Origin of the sequence: Candidatus Pantoea soli (assembly GCF_007833795.1) — a bacterium.
In the GTDB taxonomy this organism is placed as follows: domain Bacteria; phylum Pseudomonadota; class Gammaproteobacteria; order Enterobacterales; family Enterobacteriaceae; genus Pantoea; species Pantoea soli.
In genome coordinates, this window is record NZ_CP032702.1 from 2,986,180 (window position 1) to 3,007,292 (window position 21,113).

Consider the following 21,113-nt stretch of genomic DNA (forward strand, 5'->3'; position numbering starts at 1 on the left):
GTGGCATGTGTAAACGTTTTCCCGGATGTCGGTAATTGCATGGCTACCATTAAGGATGTTGCTCGCCTCGCCGGGGTTTCGGTCGCGACCGTTTCCCGCGTCATCAACCACTCACCCAAAGCCAGCGAGAGCTCCCGCCTCGCCGTAAACCAGGCCATGGAGCAGCTGCAGTATCACCCGAACGCCAATGCACGCGCGCTGGCGCAGCAATCCACCGAGACGCTGGGACTGGTGGTGGGCGATGTTTCCGATCCGTTTTTCGGGGCCATGGTTAAGGCCGTGGATGAAGTGGCCGGGCAGACCGGCAACTTTCTGCTGATTGGTAACGGTTACCATAACGAGCAGAAAGAGCGTCAGGCCATTGAGCAGCTGATGCGCCACCGCTGTGCGGCGCTGGTGGTCCATGCCAAAAAAGTTCCGGATGACGATCTGGAAGTGCTGATGAAGCAGGTGCCGGGCATGGTACTGCTGAATCGTCTGCTGAAAGGGTTTGAAGCGCGCTGCATTGCGCTGGATGACCGCTACGGTGCCTGGCTGGCCACGCGCCATCTGATCCAGCAGGGCCATACGCAGATTGGTTTTATCTGCTCTACGCACACCATTTCTGACGCTGAAGAGCGGCTGCAGGGCTATTACGATGCGCTGAAAGAGCACGGCCTGCCGAGTAACGACCGGCTGGTGGCCTGGGGTGAGCCCGATGAAGTGGGCGGCGAACAGGCGATGACGGAGCTGCTGGGCCGCGGGAAACCGCTGAGCGCGGTGGCCTGCTACAACGATTCCATGGCCGCCGGTGCGCTGGCGGTGCTGAGCGATAACGGGGTCAACGTTCCGGAAGCGATGTCGCTGATCGGTTTTGATGATGTGCTGGTGTCACGCTATGTGCGGCCGCGGCTGACCACGGTGCGCTATCCGATTGTGACCATGGCGCAGCAGGCCGCTCAGCTGGCGCTGGCGCTGGCAAACGGCACGCCGCTGCCGGAAGTGACCAATATGTTCAGTCCGACGCTGGTACGCCGTCATTCAGTCAGCGGTCCGGGGTAACCCGGCACGCCTGATGCCCGCGCGGCCGGCCACGCCTCTGCTACACGCGCTGCGCATACACCCTGACGCGGAGGTCCGGAAACTCCAGCGCTTCACACTGATACTCCCAGCCAAAGCGCTCGTAGTAGCCGCCAAAGGTTGACCATAGCCATACCTGTTCATGCCCGCGCTCGCGGGCATACGCCAGTACGTGCTGCTGCAGCGCGGCGCTCAGGCCGCTGCCACGCGCGGCTTCGGTGATGTAAAGCGCAGCGACCCACGGCGAGAGATCCTGCCGGCTGATCAGATCGCAGCGCCAGAACCCTACCGTGCCAAGCGGCGTGTCATCCGCATCCAGCGCGACAAAGGTCACCGGAAAATCGGCCCCGTGCAGGCTGCTGCGGATAATACTGTCGTAAAACTCCCGCGCGGTACCCGCCCCGAAGGCCTGCCACAGCCAGTCGGTAAGCTGGCTGGCGTGATGCGGCACGGCGCTGAGCGGCACGATACGCATCAGTTCAGCTCCAGCGCCAGCAGCTCCTGAATGGTTTGCGCGCGGCGGATCTCGCGCGCCTGACCGTTTTCAAACAGCACTTCCGGAATCAGCGGCCGGCTGTTGTAGTTGGATGACATAGAGGCGCCGTAAGCCCCGGTATCATGGAACACCAGATAGTCACCTGGCTGCGCCGCCGGCAGCGCGCGCGTTTCCACTTTGCCGCCCTCCAGCTGGGTAAACACATCCCCGGATTCGCACAGCGGGCCTGCCACCACGCTCTCGATCGTGGCCTCGCCAGGCGCGCGGCCATCCGCCGGCAGCAGGGAGATATGGTGATAACTGCCGTACATGGCCGGACGCATCAGATCGCTGAAGCCGGCATCCACCAGCACAAAGTGGCGGCTGCCCATCTGTTTAACCGCCCGCACCTGCGACACCAGCACGCCCGCTTCCGCGACGAGGAAACGCCCCGGTTCAATTTCCAGCGTCACCGGGTGGCCCAGATGCGCAGCGATGCGTTCACGCGCCTGATTCCACAAACCGAAATAGTGCCGGGTGTCGATCGCCTCTTCACCGACGCGGTAAGGAATCGATAACCCGCCGCCGGCAGAAATCGCCTGCAGATCCTGGCCGAAGGCGATCACCTGCGCCACCATCGCGTCACACACCTGCTGCAGGTGGCCGTAATCCACGCCGGAACCAATGTGCATATGCAGGCCAACCAGCTGCAGCCCGTGCTGCTGAATCGCGGCCAGCGCCAGCGGCAGATCGCTGTGCCAGATGCCGTGTTTGCTGTTTTCCCCGCCGGTGTTGGTTTTCTGGCTGTGACCATGCCCAAAACCGGGGTTGATGCGCAGCCACACTTTGTGACCAGGCGAGACCGCGCCGAGCTGATGCAGCATATCCACTGAACCGGCATTCACCGGCACGTGCAGCGCGGCGACACGCGAAAGCGTCGGCGCATCAAACACGTCAGCGGTGAAAACAATCTCGTCGCCGCCCGGCAGGTAACCGGCGGCCAGCGCCCGCTCAATTTCGCCCAGCGACACGGCATCAACCCGGACGCCCGCGGCGCGCATCAGGCGCAGAATATGGATGTTCGAGCAGGCTTTCTGCGCAAAGCGCACCACATCAAACGCGCTGAGCTGGGCAATCCGCTCACGGATAACTGCCGCATCGTAGGCCCAGAAAGGCGTGGAGTAACGCTGCGCCAGCGGCAGCAGGCTGGCGGCATTCAGCGCGGTTTCAGTGGTCGTCAGGGGACGTGGCATGGTGATTCTCCTCAGTCAATGAGGCCATTTAGCCACACGGCAGCGATGCAGAAAAATATCTGTTTTGGCAGCAGCTATGCAAATATGATATGGGTGCACGGAGGAAGCGATGGCAAAAATTAACTGGCGGCACATAGAGATTTTTCACGCGGTGATGACCAGCGGTAACCTGACGCAGGCGGCAACGCTGCTGCATACCTCGCAGCCCACCGTCAGCCGCGAGCTGGCGCGTCTGGAGCAGCAGCTGGGACTGCAGCTGTTTGAACGGGTGCGCGGCCGCCTGCAGCCCACCGTGCAGGGGCTGCGGCTGTATGAGGAGGTGCAGCGGTCGTGGTACGGGCTGGATCGCATCATGGATGCGGCTGAAGGGCTGCGCCAGTTCAGGCAGGGTGAACTCTCCATCGCCTGCCTGCCGGTGTTCTCGCAGTCGCTGCTGCCACCACTGCTGCAGCCCTTTTTACAGCGCTATCCACAGGTGAGCCTGAATATTATCCCGCAGGAGTCGCCGCTGCTGGAGGAGTGGCTGTCGGCACAGCGTTACGATCTGGGGCTGACCGAAACCCAGCACGCGCCGGCCGGGACACAGCGCGTGCCGCTGCTGACCTGCGACGAAGTGTGCGTCCTGCCGCCGCAGCACCCGCTGTGCGCACGCACGGTGCTGACCCCGCAGGATTTTCACGGTGAAAACTATGTCAGCCTGTCGCGCAGCGACAGCTATCGCCAGTTGCTGGATGCGCTGTTTCATGAGCAGGGTGTGGAGCGGCGCCTGGTGCTGGAGACGCACAGCGCCGCTTCGGTATGCGCGATGGTGCGCGCCGGGGTGGGTATTTCTATCGTTAATCCGCTTACTGCACTGGATTACGCGGCGAGCGGCGTGGTGATGCGTCAGTTCAGCGTGGCGGTGCCGTTTACCGTCAGTCTGGTACGGCCGCAGCACCGCCCGGCTTCAGCGCTGGTGGATCACTTCTGCGACCACCTGCAGCAGCAGGTGGCCACCTTTCCCCAGCAGATCGCCGCCCGGCTGGCTTAGGCGCGTACCGTCTCGCCCTGCCCGCCGGTTTTGCGGAAGGTCAGCAGACACACCAGCAGCCCTGCCGCGGCCAGCGCCGCCGCCGCGACCGGTACCGACGTCAGGCCATAGCCTTTATCGATGACCGCGCCGCCGACCCATGCGCCCAGCGCGTTACCGACGTTGAAAGCCGAGATATTCAGCGTGGAAACCAGGTTCGGCGCATCTTTACCGTGGCGCACCACGTTGATTTGCAGGCCCGGCACCGTGGCAAATGTCGCCATCGCCCACAGGAACAGCGTGATTTCCGCCAGCCACAGCGCATGACTGGTCCAGCTGAACAGCAGAGAAAAGACCGCGATCAGCGTAAAGCTGAGGATCAGGCTGAACGACACTTTCCAGTCCGCCAGCTTGCCGCCCAGAATGTTACCCACCGTCAGGCCGGCGCCAATCAGGAACAGCGTCCAGCTGACGCCGCGATTGCTGATGCCGGTGACCTGCAGCAGCAGCGGCGCGATATAGCTGAACAGCGCAAACATCGCCGCGGCAAAACACACCGTCATCAGCAGCGACAGCCACAGCCGGCCGTTGGCCAGCGCGCTGACTTCACGGGCCAGATGCACCGGTTTTTCATCTTTGTTGGTGGGCAGGCTGACGATCAGGGCGATAAAAGCAAGGATGCCGATTATCGCCACGCCCCAGAAGGTGGCGCGCCAGCCAAACAGCTGTCCGAACCAGGTACCGAGCGGCACGCCCAGCACATTAGCCAGCGTCAGGCCGGTGAACATCAGCGCAACCGCTGAGGCCTGGCGGCCAGGCGCTACCAGACTTGCGGCCACCACCGCCCCGATACCAAAGAACGCACCGTGACACAGCGCGGTGACCACGCGCGCCAGCATCAGCAGGTTATAGCTGTATGCCAGCGCACAAAGCGCATTGCCGATGATAAAGATGATCATCAGCAGAATCAGGGTCCGCTTGCGTGGCAGCTTCGCCGTCAGCAGCGCCATAATTGGCGCGCCGATAGCCACACCCAGCGCATAGCCGCTGATGAGCCATCCCGCTGAAGGAATGGTTACCTGCAGATCGCCCGCCACGTCCGGCAGCAATCCCATGATAACGAACTCCGTGGTGCCGATGGCGAACGCACTCAGCGCCAGCGCCAGTAATGCAACAGGCATAACACACTCTCCCAAGATAATTTTGCAGGCGAACCGCATCACGAACGCGATGCGGTAAAACGGACGCTTGTTAGAATTTGAACTGCGTCACAACGTGCCATTAAAGCACAGCTCCCCGCCTGCAACCACCCGGTGCAGAGCAAGGCTATTTTGCTTCTCAGGCAATAATCGCCCGGCGAAAAAGTGTCTCTGGCGAAGCACTGAGACAGCGCGCTGATAACACGCTACGCTTGATAACAGGTTTTGACCGCCGTCACGGCAGCGTGGCTTTTGCTGCCAAATCAGGCAGTAAAGGATAGGCGCGCAGTGCCGATACCCCAATGGATTGCCCGGTAAGACGGTGCCAGAAAACAGGGGGAAACACGTATGCGATGGATCATCGTGCTGACGTTCGGCTGCCTGAGCGGCTGTTCCGTTGGGCATTACGAGTACAGCCAGGAAGCGGCCAGACGTGTCGATATGACGGTTACCGGCATTCCGACCGTGCTGGGAGTCGGTGCGCTGGGCACCACGATTCCGCTGACCCGGGACTACAGTCTGACGGCGGCACACGTAGCGAAATATTCGCTGTATCGGGTGAAAGCCTGGCACCCGGAGTGTGATATCGCCGTGGTGTATCACAAAAATCCGGAAGTCGGGCTGCCGCCGCCGTTTCGCAACAGCCATATCGGCGACAACGTGAATCTGTATGGTTACAGCTTTATTTCCGCCCTGCCGGTGGCCTCAAGCGGTAAAAACCTGATCAATACGACGCTGGCGAATAGCTGGAATAAAGCCAGCTGCGTGGTGGTTGCCGCCAACGCCGGGGTGGTAAAGGGGATGTCAGGCGGTGCCGTGTATAACGCCAGCGACGATACGCTGGCCGGCGTGATTGTGGGGTACAGCAGCCGGATTGACGACAACCAGAGCGGCAAGACGCTGTATAAGGATGTTGCCCTCTATGTGCCTTATGCACGGTTTCAGGCGTGGCTGGAAGGGGTCATGAAGTCGTAGCGCTCAGGGCGCCAGCGGGGGCACGCTGCTGCCCTCGCCTGACGGAAAGGGCAGCAGGGGTGAGACGTGTTATTTCGCGGTCGGACGCAGTGCCGGGAACAGGATCACATCACGGATGGTGTGGCTGTTGGTAAACAGCATAACCATGCGGTCGATACCGATGCCCAGACCTGCGGTCGGCGGCAGACCGTGCTCCAGCGCAGTAACATAATCTTCGTCGTAGAACATGGCTTCGTCATCGCCGGCGTCTTTGGCGTTAACCTGCTGCAGGAAACGCTCAGCCTGGTCTTCCGCATCGTTCAGCTCGGAGAAGCCGTTACCGATTTCGCGGCCGCCAATGAAGAACTCAAAGCGGTCGGTGATTTCCGGGTTTTCGTCATTGCGACGCGCCAGCGGCGACACTTCAGCCGGATATTCGGTAATGAAGGTCGGCTGAATCAGATGCGCTTCGGCCGTCTCTTCGAAGATTTCGGTCACGACGCGGCCCAGCCCCCAGCTCTTCTCCACTTTGATGTGCAGTGCCTGCGCAATGGCCACCGCTTTATCAAAATCGTCCAGATCGGCGAGGTCGGTTTCCGGGCGGTATTTTTTGATCGCTTCACGCATGGTGAGCTTCTCAAACGGCTTGCCGAAATCGAAGGTGTGCTCACCGTACGGCACTTCGGTGGTGCCCAGAACGTCCTGCGCCAGGGTGCGGAACAGGCTCTCCGTCAGTTCGATCAGATCTTTGTAATCCGCATACGCCATATAGAGTTCCATCATGGTGAACTCCGGATTGTGGCGCGGCGAGATACCTTCGTTACGGAAGTTACGGTTGATCTCAAACACGCGATCAAACCCGCCGACCACCAGACGCTTCAGATACAGCTCCGGTGCGATACGCAGATACATATCGATATCCAGCGCATTGTGATGGGTAATGAACGGACGCGCCGAAGCCCCGCCCGGAATGACCTGCATCATTGGCGTTTCCACTTCCATGAAGTCGCGGCTGACCATGAACTGGCGAATGCCGGCCATGATGCGGGAGCGCACTTTGAAAGTGTGACGCGATTCGTCGTTGGAGATCAGATCAAGGTAACGCTGACGATAGCGGGTTTCCTGGTCAGCCAGACCGTGGAATTTGTCCGGCAGCGGGCGCAGGGCTTTGGTCAGCAGACGCAGCGCAGAGATATGGATCGACAGCTCGCCGGTTTTGGTTTTGAACAGCTTACCGCGTGCGCCGAGGATATCGCCCAGATCCCACTTTTTAAACTGCTCGTTGTAGACGCCTTCAGGCAGATCGTCACGGGAAACGTAGATCTGAATCTGGCCGCCAACGTCCTGCAGGGTGGCAAACGACGCTTTACCCATGATGCGGCGGGTCATCATACGGCCCGCGACGCTGACCTCAACGCCGAGCGCTTCCAGCTCTTCATTGCTCTTGTCGTCGTAGCGTGCATGCAGCTGATCAGAAGTGGCATCACGGCGGAAATCGTTAGGAAACGCCACGCCCTTTTCACGCAGCGCGCTGAGTTTTTCGCGACGCGCTTTCAGTTCGTTGTTTAACTCAAGGGCGGCATCAGCGCTCTGCGGTTGTTGTTCAGACATGTCGGTTCCTTATAGCCCTGCTTTTAAACTTGCTTCAATAAAACGGTCGAGATCGCCATCCAGCACCGCCTGAGTGTTGCGGGTTTCGACGCTGGTGCGCAGATCTTTAATGCGCGAATCGTCAAGCACGTATGAACGGATCTGGCTGCCCCAGCCGATATCGGACTTGTTCTCTTCTGCAGCCTGCTTGTCCGCGTTTTTCTTCTGCATTTCATATTCATACAGCTTGGCGCGTAACTGCTTAAAGGCCTGATCTTTGTTCTTGTGCTGCGAACGGTCGTTCTGACACTGCACCACAATGTTGGTCGGCAGGTGGGTAATACGCACCGCAGACTCGGTTTTGTTGACGTGCTGACCGCCAGCACCCGACGCGCGATACACATCGATGCGCAGATCCGCCGGGTTGATTTCGATATCGATGTTGTCATCCACTTCCGGGTAGATAAACACCGAACTGAATGAGGTATGACGGCGGCCGCCGGAGTCGAACGGGCTTTTACGCACCAGACGGTGCACGCCGGTTTCCGTGCGCAGCCAGCCGTAGGCGTAATCACCAATGATCTTGATGGTGGCGGATTTGGTGCCCGCCACTTCGCCTTCAGACTCTTCGATAATTTCGGTTTTAAAGCCTTTGGCTTCGGCCCAGCGCAGGTACATACGCAGCAGCATGCTGGCCCAGTCCTGCGCTTCCGTACCGCCGGAGCCGGCCTGAATATCCATGTAGCAGTCGGCGCTGTCGTACTCGCCAGAGAACATGCGACGGAATTCCAGTTCGCCCAGCTTCACTTCCAGCGCGTCCAGCTCCGCCACCGCTTCGTTGAACGTCTCTTCGTCTTCTGCTTCTACGGCCAGATCCAGCAGGCCTTGCACATCTTCCAGCCCCTGATGCATCTGATCGAGGGTTTCGACCACCGCTTCCAGCGACGCACGTTCTTTACCCAGCGCCTGAGCGCGCTCAGGTTCATTCCAGACGTCCGGCTGTTCCAGCTCGGCGTTTACTTCTTCAAGACGTTCTTTCTTCGCATCGTAGTCAAAGATACCCCCTAAGAACGCCGCTGCGCTCGCTGAGATCCTGGATACGATTTTTGACCGGATTAATTTCAAACATGGCTTTTCAGTCTTTTTTGGCGATTCGGTGAGAGGAGATAAAAAGTAACGCGCTAGTCTACCCGAAAGTGCGCTTACTTTGTAGCTTTGCACGTCCCGGACGAATCCGCGCGTGCCACCGTGAAAAAAATTCCGCTGTTTTCTGGAAACCGGCGTCACGCTGCGCTTGCGCCCCACGGCCCGCGCCGGTTGCCTGCCTGAGCCCCTCCTCAGAATTTTCTTAGTAAACTGCGTCAGTACGCGTCAGGAAGAGCGAGTAAAGTCGATGATATTTATAAAAATTCCATGAAGAATGCCAGTTGAGAAATTTCCTTCAGACAAGGATGAATGGCGCGAGAAGCGATGCAGATGCCTTGTTGATCCGGCCATCAGTATGACCCGATCTGCCGTATGATTTTTGTGCTAACCCGGCATCTTACGCGCTTTGCGCCCGCTGTGCCTGTCTGTCAGCCACGTTTTCTGGAACCTGCTTTACACACATGGAATACCTTTATCCCGGCCTGAATCTCTGAAAGGCCACTTAACATGCCCTGAGAGGCATGAGGAGCCGTCATGCTTTATCCTGACGTTACGTTGCGTACCTCCCCGCGCCTGCTGGCGCTGCTGATGCCGCTGCTGCTGAGCGCCTGCGGTGGTGGTGGCGGTGGCGGTGGCAGCAGTTCGCCCGCCACGCTGGGACCGGCGCCGCAGCCGGTTGCACCACAGCCGGTTACGCCACAGCCGGCTACGCCGGATACTCCCGTTACGCCGGTGAATCCGGTTACGCCGGTCACCGCGCCAGAGCCCGCTGCGCCTGGCGTGGCTGCCAGCTATAAGGTCGGAGTAATCGATTCCGGCCTCTCGCCGGATCGCAGCGAGATTAACTACGACAAGGTGCACTTTTTCAGCGTGTTCAACAGCAGCACCACGCCGAATGACAACCAGGGCATTAACGGTCACGGCACGCTGGTGGCCATGACCCTGCTTGGCCTTGCCCCGGCCAGCGAGCTTTATGCCGCCCAGGCATCGCAAAACAATCAGTTTAACTATGCCAACAGCACCCGCGCCGTGTACGGTCTGCTGGACCAGGGTGTGCGCGTCATCAATATGTCTTACGGCTCGCTGGAGCGTCTGACCACGCAGCAGGCGCTGAGCGATGCGCGCACGCGCTATCAGCCGCTGTATCAGGGTTTACAGGCGATCACCACCGCCGATGGCTTAGCGGTAATCAGCACCGGCAACAGCGGCACCGCAACGCCCGCGCCGGATGTGCTGACGCCGCTGATGTATAACGATCCGCAGCTGGCGCGTCATCTGATCGCCGTCACCGGCGTGCTGAATACCACCAGTTACGATCAGGCCGGCCGTGCTGCCGGGACCGGGCCGTTTGACGCCTGCGGCGGCGCGGCAGCCTGGTGCCTGACGGCACCCGGTTATACCGATTTCGTGTTTCATAATTCGGATGGCACCGTTGCCAATGCGCGCGCGTTTGGCACCTCCTTTTCCGCACCGCGCGTCACTGCCGCGGCGGCACAGCTGCTGCAGCATTTTCCCTGGATGAGCGCCAGCAACCTGCAGCAAACCCTGTTAACCACCGCGACTTACCGCAGCGATGCGCACGGCACCGTGGCAGACAGCGCCAATGGTCGTCCCTATAACGACACCTTTGGCTGGGGCGATCTGAACGCCGCCCGCTCCTTAAATGGACCGGGACAATTCCAGGGAGATGACTTCCACGCCGCGCTCGACGGCGGACGGTATCAGTTCAGCAATGCGATTCAGGGCAACCGCGGTCTGGTACTGGATGGTAGCGAGCACAACGGTGTGCTGCAGCTGACCGGCAACAACAGCTACAGCGGCCTGACACAGGTTTCAGCCAATAATCTGCTGATTGACGGGGCGATCAGCGGTAATGCGCTGGTGAACGGCAGCGGCAAACTGGGCGGCAGCGGTCGCATTGGCGGTACGCTGGTGAACCAGGGCGCGGTCAGCGGCGGCCTGCAGGTGGGCGGAGACTATCAGCAGGGCGCGGGCGCTACGCTTAACGTCACGCTGTCGCATCCGCTGCAGGTAGCAGGTCACGCGGCGCTCGACGGCACGCTCAACCTGGCACCACCTTCCTCCACCTATGTGGTGCAGCAGCAGGAAACCCTGCTGACCAGCGGCGCAGGGCGCAGCGGCCAGTTCAGCAGCGTTAACACCGGTCCGTTCCTTGCCGGGAGCGTCAGTTACGGCACCAATAACGTGACCGGGCAGCTAACGCGCCGTAATACGCCCGCGGCCGCGGCCGCAGCGGGCATCAGCGACAGCAGCGCACAACAGACTGCCAGCAATCTGGAACAGGCTTTCAGCGTAGCCGACCGCTGGCAAACGCAGGGCACCACCCGCGCCGCAAACCAGTCGGCGCTGGCGAGCGCGGCAGCGTTTCAGACCTTACCGGATGCGGCCAGCGCCCGGTCTGCGCTGGATTCGCTGTCAGGCCAGGCGCATGCGTCTGCCAATGCCGTGCTGTTTAATGCCCTGGATTACCAGACGCGCCTGCTGAATAACCGCATCAACGATGCGCACGATCAGGGTCGCACCGGCTTCTGGCTGGAGAGTGGAGAATTACGTGGCGCGCTGCATCAGCAGGGTTATCTGAGCAACAGTTACCGCAATACGCTGACGGCACTGGGGGTGGACACGGATTTTGACCGCCCCGATCTGCGTGCGGGCATTGCCTGGACACACAACCAACTGAATGCACGCTATGCCGGTAGCGGCGGTAACAGTCAGAACAGCCTGGATGGCGTGATGCTGTATGGCCGCTATGACGTGACCCCCGCGTGGTACTGGCAGGGCAATCTCAGCTATCAGCACGGTCGCGACAAACTGCAGCGCCTGGTGCTGCTGGATCAGGCCGCGCCGCTCTCCTCGTCCACGCGCAGCGACAGCTGGCAGGCAGCGCTGCAGAGTGGCTACCGCTGGGAATGGCAGGAAAATTACTGGCTGGAGCCTTACCTCGGCTGGCGCGAAACCGGCCTGCAGACCGGCGGCTTCCGCGATCAGGGTAGCGCGTTTGGGCTGGAAGGCAGCGGTGACAGCTATCACCGCAGCGTGGGGTACAGCGGGCTGAGCCTCAGTGCGCGCCAGGACTGGTCGGCGGGCTGGTGGAGCATGCTGAGCCTGTATGGCGAGTATGAGTATGCGTTCAGCAATCCTGCGCTTGACGTCAGCGCCCGCTGGAGCGGCTTCGGTGACGATCAGTCACGCTTCAGCGTGCCGGGTATGCAGCTCGATCGCCAGTCGCAGTGGATCGGCGCCCGGGTGGATGTGGCGCAATCTGCCCGCGCGCGCCTCTTCCTGCGTGCTGACCGGCACCTCACCGCGCGCGGCGATGAGAACGTGCTGCGCGGCGGGGTTGACGTGCGGTTTTAAGTGGCGATTAGCGCGGCCAGAGGTGATCAATGATCAGCTGTACCGATCGGTTGCCACGATATTCGTTGATATCCAGTTTGTAGGCCAGCTGCACCTGACGGACGCTGCTGTCTGGCCACAGCGTGGTGTCCACGTTGAAGGCAATGCCATCCAGTAACGGGCCGCCGCCGAGCGGCTCTACCATGACCTTCAGGTGCCGCTCGCCCACCAGCCGCTGCTGCAGCAGGGTAAACTGACCATCAAACACCGGCTCGGGGAAGGCCTGCCCCCACGGGCCGGCTTCACGCAGCATCTCAGCGGTGTGCAGGGTAAACTCCTGCGCATGCAGTTCGCCATCTGACCACATCACGCCCTGCAGCGCTTCCCCCTCCAGCCAGTCATCAATCAGCGCCGCAAAGCGCTCGCGGAAGGTTTCGTAATTTGCCGCCGCCAGCGACAGACCGGCCGCCATGGCGTGTCCGCCAAACTTGATCATCATCCCCGGATAGAGCGTATCCAGACGCTCCAGCGCGTCGCGCAGATGCAGGCCAGCCACCGAGCGGCCTGACCCTTTCAGCGTGCCGTCACCGGCTGGCGCGAAGGCAATCACCGGACGGTGAAAGCGCTCTTTCAGGCGTGACGCGAGGATGCCTACCACGCCCTGATGCCAGTCCGGATGGTAAAACGCCAGTCCAAGCGGCAGATCGGTGTGCTGTCGCTCCAGTTCATTGCACAGCGCCAGCGCTTCACTCTTCATGCCCTGCTCGATCTCTTTGCGCGTCTGATTCAGCGCATCCAGTTCACTCGCCAGCATGCGCGCCTGCGCAATGTCTTCGGTCAGCAGCAGCGCCACGCCTACCGACATATCATCCAGCCGCCCGGCGGCGTTGAGGCGCGGCCCTACCGCAAAGCCGAGATCGCTGGCGGCCAGCTGACGGGCATCGCGGTTGGCAATCTCCAGCAGCGCACGGATACCGGCGCGGCATTTTCCGGCCCGGATGCGGCTCAGCCCCTGCCACACCAGAATACGGTTATTGGCATCCAGCGGCACCACGTCGGCGACCGTGCCGAGCGCCACCAGATCCAGCAGTTCGGCCAGGTTGGGCTCGCTGCGGCCGTCGCTGAACCAGTTCTGCTGACGCAGATGCGCACGCAGCGCCAGCATCAGATAAAACGCCACGCCCACGCCCGCCAGCGATCGGGAAGGAAACGCGCTGTCGGTGAGATTAGGGTTCACAATGGCTTCGGCGGCCGGCAGGGTTTCCCCCGGCAGGTGGTGATCGGTCACCAGCACCGGAATGCCGTGCTGGTGCGCCGTTTCCACGCCGGCATGGGACGAAATACCGTTATCGACCGTGAGAATCATCTCCGCGCCGCGCGCGCGGGCCTGCTCCACCACTTCCGGACTCAGACCGTAACCGTCGTCAAAACGGTTTGGCACCAGATAATCTACGTTGCCGCCCATGCTGCGCAGGGCCAGTACGCTCAGCGCGGTGCTGGTGGCGCCGTCGGCGTCAAAATCGCCGACCACCACAATGCGCCTGCCCTGCTGCATCATCTCATGCAGCAGCCTGACGGCCTCTTCAATCCCGCCGAGGCTCTGCCAGGGCAGCAGGAATTTCGCGCCGCGTTCCAGTTCCGCCGCGTCCTTTACGCCGCGCTGCAGATAGAGGCGACGCAGCAGCGGTGGCAGGGTATCGGGTAAGCTGGCGTCAGCGGGCACTTCGCGCCGACGCAGTTCAACAGAATGTATCACTGTGCCTTAACCACCCCGTTTCTGGCCATCAAGCACCTGCTTCAGCTCCTGCGGCCCCTGATAACCCGGGATCATCATGCCGCTGTCGGTGAGAATCGCTGGCGTGCCCTGAATGCCAAACAGAATGCCGAGCTTGTAGTGCCGATCAAGATTGATCTTACAGGTTGCCGGCGCGTCCATCTGCGGCGCGTCGCCTTTCATCGCGGCGTCAAAGGCTTTGTTGCGATCGGCGCTGCACCAGATCGCTTTCATGGCTTTCTCCACCTGACCGTTCAGCCCCTCACGCGGGAACGCCAGATAGCGCACGGTAATGCCCAGCGCGTTGTAGTCTGCCATCTGCTCATGCAGCTTGCGGCAGTAGCCGCAGGTGATATCGGTAAACACGGTGATGACGTGCTGCTCTTTTGGCGCTTTGTAGACGATCATTTCCGGTTCCAGCGCCGCCACTTTTTTATCCAGCAGCTGGTTGGTGACGTTAACCGGACGGGCGCCGCTGACGTCATACAGCGGCCCCTGAATCATGTGTTTGCCGTCTTCGCTGACATACAAAACGCCGCTTTCGGTCAGCACGGTTTTCATGCCCGGCAGCGGTGAAGGCTGGATCTCTGCCTGGGACATACCCAGTTTTTTCAGTGACTGCTGAATGGCGCTGTCATCGGCGTGGGCCAGGGCGGTGAAAGCGCTGACCAGCAGAGCCAGCATCGTTAACTGTTTTTTCATCTCAAATCCTTGTTGCCGCTGCTCAGGCGCGCGGATGATGCTGTTGATGTAACTGACGCAGGCGCTCAGTGGCAACGTGCGTATAAATTTGGGTTGTCGAGAGGTCGCTGTGGCCCAGCAACATCTGTACGACGCGCAAATCGGCGCCGTGGTTCAGTAAATGTGTGGCAAATGCGTGACGCAGCACGTGCGGTGACAGTTTTTCGCTGTCGATACCGGCAAGGGTGGCATAGTGTTTGATGCGATGCCAGAAGGTCTGACGCGTCATTTGCTGCGCGCGGTTGCTGGGGAACAGCACATCCAGCGTTTGCCCGTTCAGCAGCCACGGCCGGCCATGTGCCATATACTGCTCCAGCCAGTAAATGGCTTCTTCACCTAATGGCACCAGCCGCTCTTTATTGCCTTTGCCGATGACGCGCACCACGCCCTGACGCAGACTGACATCGCTGAGGGTCAGGCCCACCAGCTCAGACACACGCAGGCCGGTGGCGTACAGCAGCTCCAGCATCGCCTTGTCACGCAGCTCCAGCGGGATATCGGTGGCAGGCGCCTGCAGCAGACGCTCAACCTGATTTTCCGATAAATCTTTTGGCAGGCGCTGCGGCAGTTTTGGCGCCGACAGCAGCGCGCTGGGATCGTCGCTGCGCAGCTTTTCGCGGTACAGGTACTGGAACAGGCGGCGCATCGCGCTGAGGGTGCGGGCCGAGCTGGTGGCTTTGTAGCCGCCTTCCACGCGTTCGGCGAGAAACTGTTGCAGATCGGCCGCTTCCAGCGTCAGGAGCGTGCGCGCATGCTGCTGCAGCCAGGCGGTGAGCGTTTGCAGATCCTGACGGTAGGAGGCCAGCGTGTTCTGCGCCAGATTGCGTTCAATCCAGAGTGCGTCAAGAAACTGTTCGATCAGATCGCTGTCCTGCACGGTGTCTCCTCGCGGGTGTGAAATCGTGCTCATTATGCCTGAAACTGGCCGGCTTCTGGTACAATTGCGCCCAAGTGAGTTTCAGCCAGAGCATTAACTGCATGAATATCGGTCTTTTTTACGGCTCCAGCACCTGTTACACCGAGATGACCGCGGAGAAAATTCGCGACTTTATCGGGGAAGAGCTGGTCACGCTGCACAATCTGAAAGATGACGATCCCTCCCTGATGGAGCAGTACGATTTACTGATTCTCGGTATCCCGACCTGGGATTTCGGTGAGCTGCAGGAGGACTGGGAAGCGGTGTGGCAGCAGCTGCCCGCGCTGAATCTGCAGGGTAAAATTGTCGCGCTGTATGGCATGGGTGACCAGGTGGAATACAGCGAATGGTTCCTGGATGCACTGGGCATGTTGCATGAACTGCTGCAGCCCATGGGCGTGCAGTTTGTGGGTTACTGGCCGCTGGACGGCTACACCTTTAGCAGCCAAAAGCCGCTGACCGCAGACGGCACGCAGTTTGTCGGCCTTGCCCTGGATGACGTGAATCAGTTCGAACTGAGCGAAGCGCGGATTGAACAGTGGTGCGAGCAGATTCTGACAGAAACCGCCGCGCTGCTTTAAGGCGCGTTTTGCTGCATAATGCAGCGGGCGCGTAACGCACGCCACGCCTGCGGCGGCATGCTGTCCTGCATCAGCCACAGCCGCCAGCAGCGGCCCTGCGGCGGGCGCAAAACCAGCAGTACGCCCCACGGCAGCCAGCACGCCTGGTGCTGTGACCGCCAGCGCCTGCCACGCCAGTGCCAGTTTCTCTTCTCATCCAGCGCCAGCCTGCCTGTGCGCTGCACCAGCCGGCGCTCATGGCGCCAGCCCGAGAGCAGCAGCAGCAAAATCAGCGGCGCGCGGCCCCAGCGCCACACGTCTGGCCAGGGCGCACTCACCAGCAGCAGGACGCACAACAGCGTGAGCGCCAGGTTCAGCCACCGGGCGCTGCGCGACGGCTGCAGATTACATTGCCACCGGACCGCGTTCACGGTTGCGCTGCTGGATCAGTTTCACCATGCGCCGCAGTTCAGGATCGGCCGGTTCGCCGTGGTTCATCATCCAGTTAAACAGGTCCGGATCGTCACTTTTTAACAGCGCAACAAACACCCGCTTATCGCTGTCGCTCAGGGTGTCATATTCATATTTAAAAAACGGCATGATTGAGACGTCCAGCTCCAGCATGCCGCGCCGGCACGCCCACTGAACGCGGGCTTTGTCATGAATATCCATGTCTCTTTTTCCACAGCTGAAAACAGTGAGGCTCAGTGTACCTGCTTTTTGGCCGGACTGCAGGCGCTGTGCGGGACGCTGCGCACGATGCCGCAAAGTGATGGCTGCGGTGACCAACCTGTCACGCGATTTGTGCGCCAGATTCCGCAAACAGGTTGCAAAGCCCTCCTGCTCTTTTAACATTGGAAGCATTATGCCGGGACAACCCTTATCAATCAGGACGGACACATGCCGATTTTTACCCTACCTCCCCGCCAGCCTGCTGCTGCGGCGCGCCTGCCCTTAACGCTGATGTCGCTCGATGAATGGGCGCTGGTTGCTGTACAGGGCAAAGACAGCACTTCTTATTTGCAGGGACAGCTGACGCTGGATGTGGCGGCGCTGGATGCGGCGCAGCATCGTCCGGCGGCGCATTGTGATGCGAAAGGCAAAATGTGGACCAACCTGCGCCTGTTCCATCGCGGCGAAGGTTATGCCTATCTGGTACGGCGCAACCTGCGCGACCAGCAAATTACCGAGCTGAAAAAATACGCGGTGTTTTCCAAAGTGACGATTGCCGCAGATGACGATGCCGTGCTGCTGGGCGTGGCCGGATTCCAGGCGCGGGCTGCGCTGGCCGACCTGTTCCCTGCCCTGCCCGACGCCGCTACGCCGGTGGTGCAGCAGGCAGAGAGCACGCTGCTGTGGTTCGGCGAGCCTGCCGAGCGCTTTCTGCTGGTGACCACGCTGGACCAGGCTAACGCGCTGAAAGAGAAGCTGGCCGGCGAGGCGCAGCTTAATGACAGCACCCAGTGGCTGGCGCTGGATATCGCGGCGGGCATCCCGGTGATAGATAGCGCAACCAGTGCACAGCTGATTCCGCAGGCCACCAATCTGCAGGCGCTGGACGCCATCAGCTTTAAAAAAGGCTGTTATACCGGCCAGGAGATGGTGGCGCGCGCCAAATTCCGCGGCGCAAACAAACGCGCCCTGTACTGGCTGGCGGGTAACGCCAGCAGCGTACCGGCGGCAGGCAGTTCACTGGAGCTGCAGATGGGCGACAAATGGCGGCGTACCGGTACGGTGCTGAGCGGCGTTCAGCTGGATGACGGCAGCGTATGGGTGCAGGTGGTCATGAATAACGATCTTGAGCCGGAGAGCGTGCTGCGCGTGGAAGGCGATGAAGGGGGCAGACTGACGATTCAGCCGCTGCCTTACGCGCTGGAGGAGTAAAATAGCCGACCCGGCGGCACCTGCCTGCACGCCGCCGGGCGCTTCACGTTACATCACGTAAAAGTAAATGGCGCAGAAATGCAGCACGCTGCCGCCCAGCACAAAGCCGTGCCAGATGGCATGGTTGTAAGGGATACGGCGCGAAACGTAAAAAATCACCCCCAGCGAGTAGACAATCCCGCCTGCAGCCAGCAGCCAGACACCTCCGGCAGAAAGCTTCATCGCCAGCTGATAGATCACCACCAGCGACAGCCAGCCCATGCTGAGATAGGTCACCAGCGACAGCACTTTGAAGCGATGCGCAATCGTCAGCTTAAAGATGATGCCTGCCAGCGCCAGGCTCCAGATCACCACCATCAGCCCCTGCGCCAGCGGTGACTGCAGTCCCACCAGCAGAAAAGGCGTGTAGGTGCCAGCGATCAGCAGATAAATGGCGCAGTGGTCAAATTTCTTCAGCCAGTATTTGGCGCGCTGATGCGGAATGGCGTGGTAAAGGGTGGAGGCAAGAAACAGCAGAATCATGCTGCCGCCGTAGAGGCTGTAGCTGGTAATGGCGGTGATATTGGCTTGCGTATCAATGGCCTGAGTCAACAGCAGCACCAGACCCACGATGCCAAACACGCAGCCAATGCCGTGGCTGATACTGTTGGCAATCTCTTCAGCCAGTGAGTAGCCCTGCGCGATAAGACGATGTTGTACCATAGCGTAAAATTCCTGAGCAGAAAGGGAAGCGCTGTACTTTTTCTGTGCACCAGAGTAGCGAAGAACAATTTCAGTGTACACATGTACGCTAAAATAATTCTGTGAAAGGGTGTGACAACCCGGCCGTGCGCCAATCTGATACACTGCCGCTTTCTTTTCCGTCGTGAGCGCCGTCCGCATGTTTGCACACAGCGATTTATCCCGTCTGAATGACCTGGAAATGCAGGTTTATCACTACATCATCAAACACCGGGAAAGTGTCAGTTATATGACGATTCGCGAACTGGCTACCCGGGCGGGCGTCTCAACCACCACCGTGCTGCGCTTTTGCCGCAAGCTGCACTGCGAAGGCTGGTCAGAATTTCGTATTCGCTTCCGGCTGGCGCAGGAGCAGGCCGCGCCGCCGGTCATGCCCTCCGGTGTCGGTGACATGCTGAGTTTTTTTAAAAGCATTAATAATGCGGAATTTGATCAGCATATTGCTCAGGCCGCACAGATGATTATGCAGGCCGATCATATTTTCTTTATTGGCGCGGGCACCTCTGGCAGCCTCGGGAAATATGGCGCGCGCTTTTTCTCCAATGTGGGGAAATTCAGCCATCATATTGATGATCCCTATTATCCGGTAAGCCAGAGCGCCTATCAGAATGCGCTGGCCATTATTCTGTCGGTCTCCGGTGAGACAGAAGAGATCCTGCGCTTTGCCAGCCAGTTCAGCCTTAACCACTGTAAAATCATTTCGATAACCAACCATGAGCGCTGCTCGCTGGCAAAAATGGCCGATTTCAATCTTTCTTACCATATGCCGCAGATGAAGCTGGGCGATCGACTGGATATCACTACCCAGGTGCCGGTGCTGTATATTCTGGAAACGCTGGGGCGCTATATTTCCCAGGCGGCCACCCGATAAAACAGCCTGTTTTTTTGACGTAACGAATCACCTTTTTGCGCCGGTGTTATAACGTGACTTTGTTTTATCGCTTGTTACACTGCGGGCAGTTTCATATTCATTAAACGGATAATGAGGTGTGCCGATGAGTGACGGATTGCAGTTACCAAAAGGGTTTCTCTGGGGCGGCGCGGTGGCCGCGCATCAGGTTGAGGGCGGCTGGGATCAGGGCGGTAAAGGGGTCAGTATTGCAGACGTGCTGACCGGCGGCGCACATGGCGTGGATCGCGTTATCACCGACGGCGTGCAGCCCGGCAAACATTACCCGAACCATCAGGCGGTGGAGTTCTATTCGCACTATCGCGAGGATATCGCGCTGTTTGCCGAAATGGGCTTCAAATGCTTCCGTACTTCTATTGCCTGGACGCGAATCTTCCCCAACGGCGACGAAGCAGAGCCGAATGAAGCCGGCCTGCAGTTCTATGATGACCTGTTTGATACGTTGCTGAAGCATGGCATTGAGCCGGTCATTACGCTGTCGCACTTCGAAATGCCCTATCACCTGGTAAAAGCGTACGGCGGCTGGACCAACCGCAAAGTGATCGATTTCTTTGTGCGCTTTAGCGAGGTTGTGATGACGCGCTATCAGCACAAAGTGAAATACTGGATGACGTTCAACGAGATCAACAATCAGCGCAACTGGCAGTATCCGCTGTTTGGCTACTGCTGCTCCGGCGTCATTTTTACCGAACACGAAAAGCCCGAGCAGACGCTGTATCAGGTGATGCATCACCAGTTCGTGGCCAGTGCCCGCGTGGTGCAGCGCGGCCATGAGATTAACCCGGCTTTTAACATTGGCTGCATGATTGCCATGGTGCCGGTGTACCCCTTCTCCTGCCATCCGGATGATGTGATGCGCGCGCAGGAGGCCATGCATCAGCGCTATGTGTTCAGTGATGTGCAGATGCGCGGCGCCTGGCCGGCTTATGCGCTAAAAGAGTGGGCGCGCAAGGGGTATCACATTGAGATGCACCCGGACGACGCGGAGACGCTGCGCGCGGGCTGCTGTGATTACGTCGGCTTCAGCTACTACATGAGCAACGCAGTGGACACCAACGCCAGCGGCGTAGAGGATCCGATCACCGGTTTCGATGGCGTGGTACCGAATCCGCACGTGAAGGCCTCTGACTGGGGCTGGCAGATCGATCCGGTCGGCCTGCGCTATGTGCTGAATGTGTTGTACGAGCGCTATCAGAAGCCGCTGTTTATCGTGGAGAACGGCTTTGGTGCCATTGATCAGCCTGGCGCGGACGGGGTGATTGAAGATGATTACCGCATCAACTATCTGCGCGCGCACATTGAAGAGATGAAAAAAGCCGTGGCGCTGGATGGCGTGGATCTGATGGGCTATACGCCGTGGGGCTGCATTGACTGTGTCTCCTTTACCACCGGACAGTACAACAAGCGCTATGGGTTTATTCACGTCGATAAGCATGATGACGGCAGCGGCACGTTTGCCCGCTCGAAGAAGAAAAGCTTTGGCTGGTATCAGCAGGTGATCGCCAGCAACGGCGAAATCTTATAAGCCAGGCCTGAGACGGCGGT

19 protein-coding genes are annotated in these 21,113 nt (G+C 59.8%); 8 read left to right on the forward strand and 11 right to left on the reverse strand.

Features of this window, described 5'->3' with window-relative positions:
- Window positions 1–39: 39 nt before the first annotated feature.
- On the forward strand, window positions 40–1,041 hold the full coding sequence (galR, locus tag D8B20_RS13885; protein ID WP_145889406.1) for an HTH-type transcriptional regulator GalR: 1,002 nt from the start codon (window positions 40–42) through the stop codon (window positions 1,039–1,041).
- Window positions 1,042–1,081: 40 nt separating this feature from the next.
- Here the strand turns inward: galR and D8B20_RS13890 are convergent, their stop codons facing one another.
- Window positions 1,082–1,534: a GNAT family N-acetyltransferase gene (locus D8B20_RS13890; protein ID WP_186454379.1), complete on the reverse strand. Its 453-nt coding sequence runs from the start codon at window positions 1,532–1,534 to the stop codon at window positions 1,082–1,084.
- Window positions 1,534–2,787, reverse strand: a complete 1,254-nt coding sequence (gene lysA / locus D8B20_RS13895) for a diaminopimelate decarboxylase (protein WP_145889408.1) — start codon at window positions 2,785–2,787, stop codon at window positions 1,534–1,536. Before lysA ends, D8B20_RS13890 begins: the two co-directional genes overlap by 1 nt.
- Before the next feature lie 109 nt (window positions 2,788–2,896).
- On the opposite strand from lysA, the gene D8B20_RS13900 reads away from it, so the two are divergent.
- The gene (locus tag D8B20_RS13900) at window positions 2,897–3,817 is read left to right on the forward strand and encodes a LysR family transcriptional regulator (protein WP_145889409.1); all 921 of its coding nucleotides are present in this window, start codon (window positions 2,897–2,899) and stop codon (window positions 3,815–3,817) included.
- On the opposite strand, the gene D8B20_RS13905 is transcribed toward D8B20_RS13900, so the two are convergent.
- A complete protein-coding gene (locus tag D8B20_RS13905) occupies window positions 3,814–4,977 on the reverse strand; it encodes an MFS transporter (protein ID WP_145889410.1) in 1,164 nt (387 codons plus the stop codon). The genes D8B20_RS13900 and D8B20_RS13905 overlap by 4 nt on opposite strands.
- Window positions 4,978–5,343: 366 nt before the next feature.
- Between D8B20_RS13905 and D8B20_RS13910 the strand changes: the two genes are divergently transcribed.
- Window positions 5,344–5,970, forward strand: coding sequence for a serine protease (locus D8B20_RS13910; protein ID WP_145889411.1), 627 nt, complete (start codon window positions 5,344–5,346; stop codon window positions 5,968–5,970).
- Between the two features lie 69 nt (window positions 5,971–6,039).
- Here D8B20_RS13910 and lysS read toward each other — a convergent pair whose 3' ends face one another.
- Both lysS and prfB read right to left on the reverse strand, forming a co-directional pair.
- On the reverse strand, window positions 6,040–7,560 hold the full coding sequence (lysS, locus tag D8B20_RS13915; protein ID WP_145889412.1) for a lysine--tRNA ligase: 1,521 nt from the start codon (window positions 7,558–7,560) through the stop codon (window positions 6,040–6,042).
- A 9-nt stretch (window positions 7,561–7,569) separates the two neighbouring features.
- A protein-coding gene (gene prfB, locus D8B20_RS13920; RefSeq protein ID WP_145889413.1) for a peptide chain release factor 2 occupies window positions 7,570–8,668 on the reverse strand; the annotation gives its coding sequence in 2 pieces (ribosomal slippage) (window positions 7,570–8,592 and window positions 8,594–8,668; 1,098 coding nt in all).
- 551 nt (window positions 8,669–9,219) lie between these two features.
- Between prfB and D8B20_RS13925 the strand changes: the two genes are divergently transcribed.
- Window positions 9,220–12,063, forward strand: coding sequence for a S8 family peptidase (locus tag D8B20_RS13925; RefSeq protein ID WP_145889414.1), 2,844 nt, complete (start codon window positions 9,220–9,222; stop codon window positions 12,061–12,063).
- Between the two features lie 7 nt (window positions 12,064–12,070).
- Here D8B20_RS13925 and recJ read toward each other — a convergent pair whose 3' ends face one another.
- The 3 genes from recJ to xerD are packed head-to-tail and all read right to left on the reverse strand — an operon-like array spanning window position 12,071 to window position 15,467.
- A complete protein-coding gene (gene recJ / locus D8B20_RS13930) occupies window positions 12,071–13,798 on the reverse strand; it encodes a single-stranded-DNA-specific exonuclease RecJ (RefSeq protein WP_145889415.1) in 1,728 nt (575 codons plus the stop codon).
- 6 nt (window positions 13,799–13,804) lie between these two features.
- Entirely contained in the window at window positions 13,805–14,518 is a 714-nt protein-coding gene (gene dsbC / locus D8B20_RS13935; protein WP_145889416.1) for a bifunctional protein-disulfide isomerase/oxidoreductase DsbC, read from the reverse strand.
- Between the two features lie 22 nt (window positions 14,519–14,540).
- Window positions 14,541–15,467 (reverse strand): site-specific tyrosine recombinase XerD, encoded by a 927-nt coding sequence (gene xerD / locus D8B20_RS13940; protein WP_145889417.1) that lies wholly within the window; start codon window positions 15,465–15,467, stop codon window positions 14,541–14,543.
- Between the two features lie 68 nt (window positions 15,468–15,535).
- On the opposite strand from xerD, the gene fldB reads away from it, so the two are divergent.
- Complete coding sequence (gene fldB, locus D8B20_RS13945) at window positions 15,536–16,054, forward strand: flavodoxin FldB (protein WP_145889418.1); 519 nt, start codon at window positions 15,536–15,538, stop codon at window positions 16,052–16,054.
- Here fldB and D8B20_RS13950 read toward each other — a convergent pair.
- Entirely contained in the window at window positions 16,051–16,464 is a 414-nt protein-coding gene (locus tag D8B20_RS13950) for a protein YgfX (RefSeq protein ID WP_145889419.1), read from the reverse strand. The two genes, fldB and D8B20_RS13950, sit on opposite strands and share 4 nt — an antisense overlap.
- Window positions 16,439–16,705: an FAD assembly factor SdhE gene (gene sdhE, locus D8B20_RS13955; protein ID WP_145889420.1), complete on the reverse strand. Its 267-nt coding sequence runs from the start codon at window positions 16,703–16,705 to the stop codon at window positions 16,439–16,441. Before sdhE ends, D8B20_RS13950 begins: the two co-directional genes overlap by 26 nt.
- Before the next feature lie 228 nt (window positions 16,706–16,933).
- On the opposite strand from sdhE, the gene ygfZ reads away from it, so the two are divergent.
- Window positions 16,934–17,917, forward strand: coding sequence for a tRNA-modifying protein YgfZ (gene ygfZ, locus D8B20_RS13960; protein ID WP_145889421.1), 984 nt, complete (start codon window positions 16,934–16,936; stop codon window positions 17,915–17,917).
- Between the two features lie 48 nt (window positions 17,918–17,965).
- On the opposite strand, the gene trhA is transcribed toward ygfZ, so the two are convergent.
- Window positions 17,966–18,619 carry a PAQR family membrane homeostasis protein TrhA gene (trhA, locus tag D8B20_RS13965; protein WP_145889422.1) on the reverse strand — a complete coding sequence of 218 codons (654 nt, stop codon included), beginning with the start codon at window positions 18,617–18,619 and terminating at the stop codon, window positions 17,966–17,968.
- Between the two features lie 178 nt (window positions 18,620–18,797).
- Between trhA and D8B20_RS13970 the strand changes: the two genes are divergently transcribed.
- Both D8B20_RS13970 and D8B20_RS13975 read left to right on the forward strand, forming a co-directional pair.
- The gene (locus D8B20_RS13970; protein ID WP_145889423.1) at window positions 18,798–19,529 is read left to right on the forward strand and encodes a MurR/RpiR family transcriptional regulator; all 732 of its coding nucleotides are present in this window, start codon (window positions 18,798–18,800) and stop codon (window positions 19,527–19,529) included.
- 124 nt (window positions 19,530–19,653) lie between these two features.
- Window positions 19,654–21,093 (forward strand): 6-phospho-beta-glucosidase, encoded by a 1,440-nt coding sequence (locus D8B20_RS13975; RefSeq protein WP_145889424.1) that lies wholly within the window; start codon window positions 19,654–19,656, stop codon window positions 21,091–21,093.
- Window positions 21,094–21,113: the final 20 nt, after the last annotated feature.

Excerpts from the sequence above, each read along its gene's own strand:
- D8B20_RS13970 (WP_145889423.1), top strand. The coding sequence starts at position 18,798 with ATGTTTGCACACAGCGATTTATCCCGTCTGAATGACCTGGAAATGCAG.
- ygfZ (WP_145889421.1), top strand. The coding sequence starts at position 16,934 with ATGCCGATTTTTACCCTACCTCCCCGCCAGCCTGCTGCTGCGGCGCGC.
- galR (WP_145889406.1), top strand. The coding sequence starts at position 40 with ATGGCTACCATTAAGGATGTTGCTCGCCTCGCCGGGGTTTCGGTCGCG.
- D8B20_RS13975 (WP_145889424.1), top strand. The coding sequence starts at position 19,654 with ATGAGTGACGGATTGCAGTTACCAAAAGGGTTTCTCTGGGGCGGCGCG.
- sdhE (WP_145889420.1), bottom strand. The coding sequence starts at position 16,705 with ATGGATATTCATGACAAAGCCCGCGTTCAGTGGGCGTGCCGGCGCGGC.
- fldB (WP_145889418.1), top strand. The coding sequence starts at position 15,536 with ATGAATATCGGTCTTTTTTACGGCTCCAGCACCTGTTACACCGAGATG.
- trhA (WP_145889422.1), bottom strand. The coding sequence starts at position 18,619 with ATGGTACAACATCGTCTTATCGCGCAGGGCTACTCACTGGCTGAAGAG.
- lysS (WP_145889412.1), bottom strand. The coding sequence starts at position 7,560 with ATGTCTGAACAACAACCGCAGAGCGCTGATGCCGCCCTTGAGTTAAAC.
- D8B20_RS13910 (WP_145889411.1), top strand. The coding sequence starts at position 5,344 with ATGCGATGGATCATCGTGCTGACGTTCGGCTGCCTGAGCGGCTGTTCC.
- D8B20_RS13890 (WP_186454379.1), bottom strand. The coding sequence starts at position 1,534 with ATGCGTATCGTGCCGCTCAGCGCCGTGCCGCATCACGCCAGCCAGCTT.
- D8B20_RS13900 (WP_145889409.1), top strand. The coding sequence starts at position 2,897 with ATGGCAAAAATTAACTGGCGGCACATAGAGATTTTTCACGCGGTGATG.
- D8B20_RS13905 (WP_145889410.1), bottom strand. The coding sequence starts at position 4,977 with ATGCCTGTTGCATTACTGGCGCTGGCGCTGAGTGCGTTCGCCATCGGC.
- D8B20_RS13925 (WP_145889414.1), top strand. The coding sequence starts at position 9,220 with ATGCTTTATCCTGACGTTACGTTGCGTACCTCCCCGCGCCTGCTGGCG.
- xerD (WP_145889417.1), bottom strand. The coding sequence starts at position 15,467 with ATGAGCACGATTTCACACCCGCGAGGAGACACCGTGCAGGACAGCGAT.
- lysA (WP_145889408.1), bottom strand. The coding sequence starts at position 2,787 with ATGCCACGTCCCCTGACGACCACTGAAACCGCGCTGAATGCCGCCAGC.
- dsbC (WP_145889416.1), bottom strand. The coding sequence starts at position 14,518 with ATGAAAAAACAGTTAACGATGCTGGCTCTGCTGGTCAGCGCTTTCACC.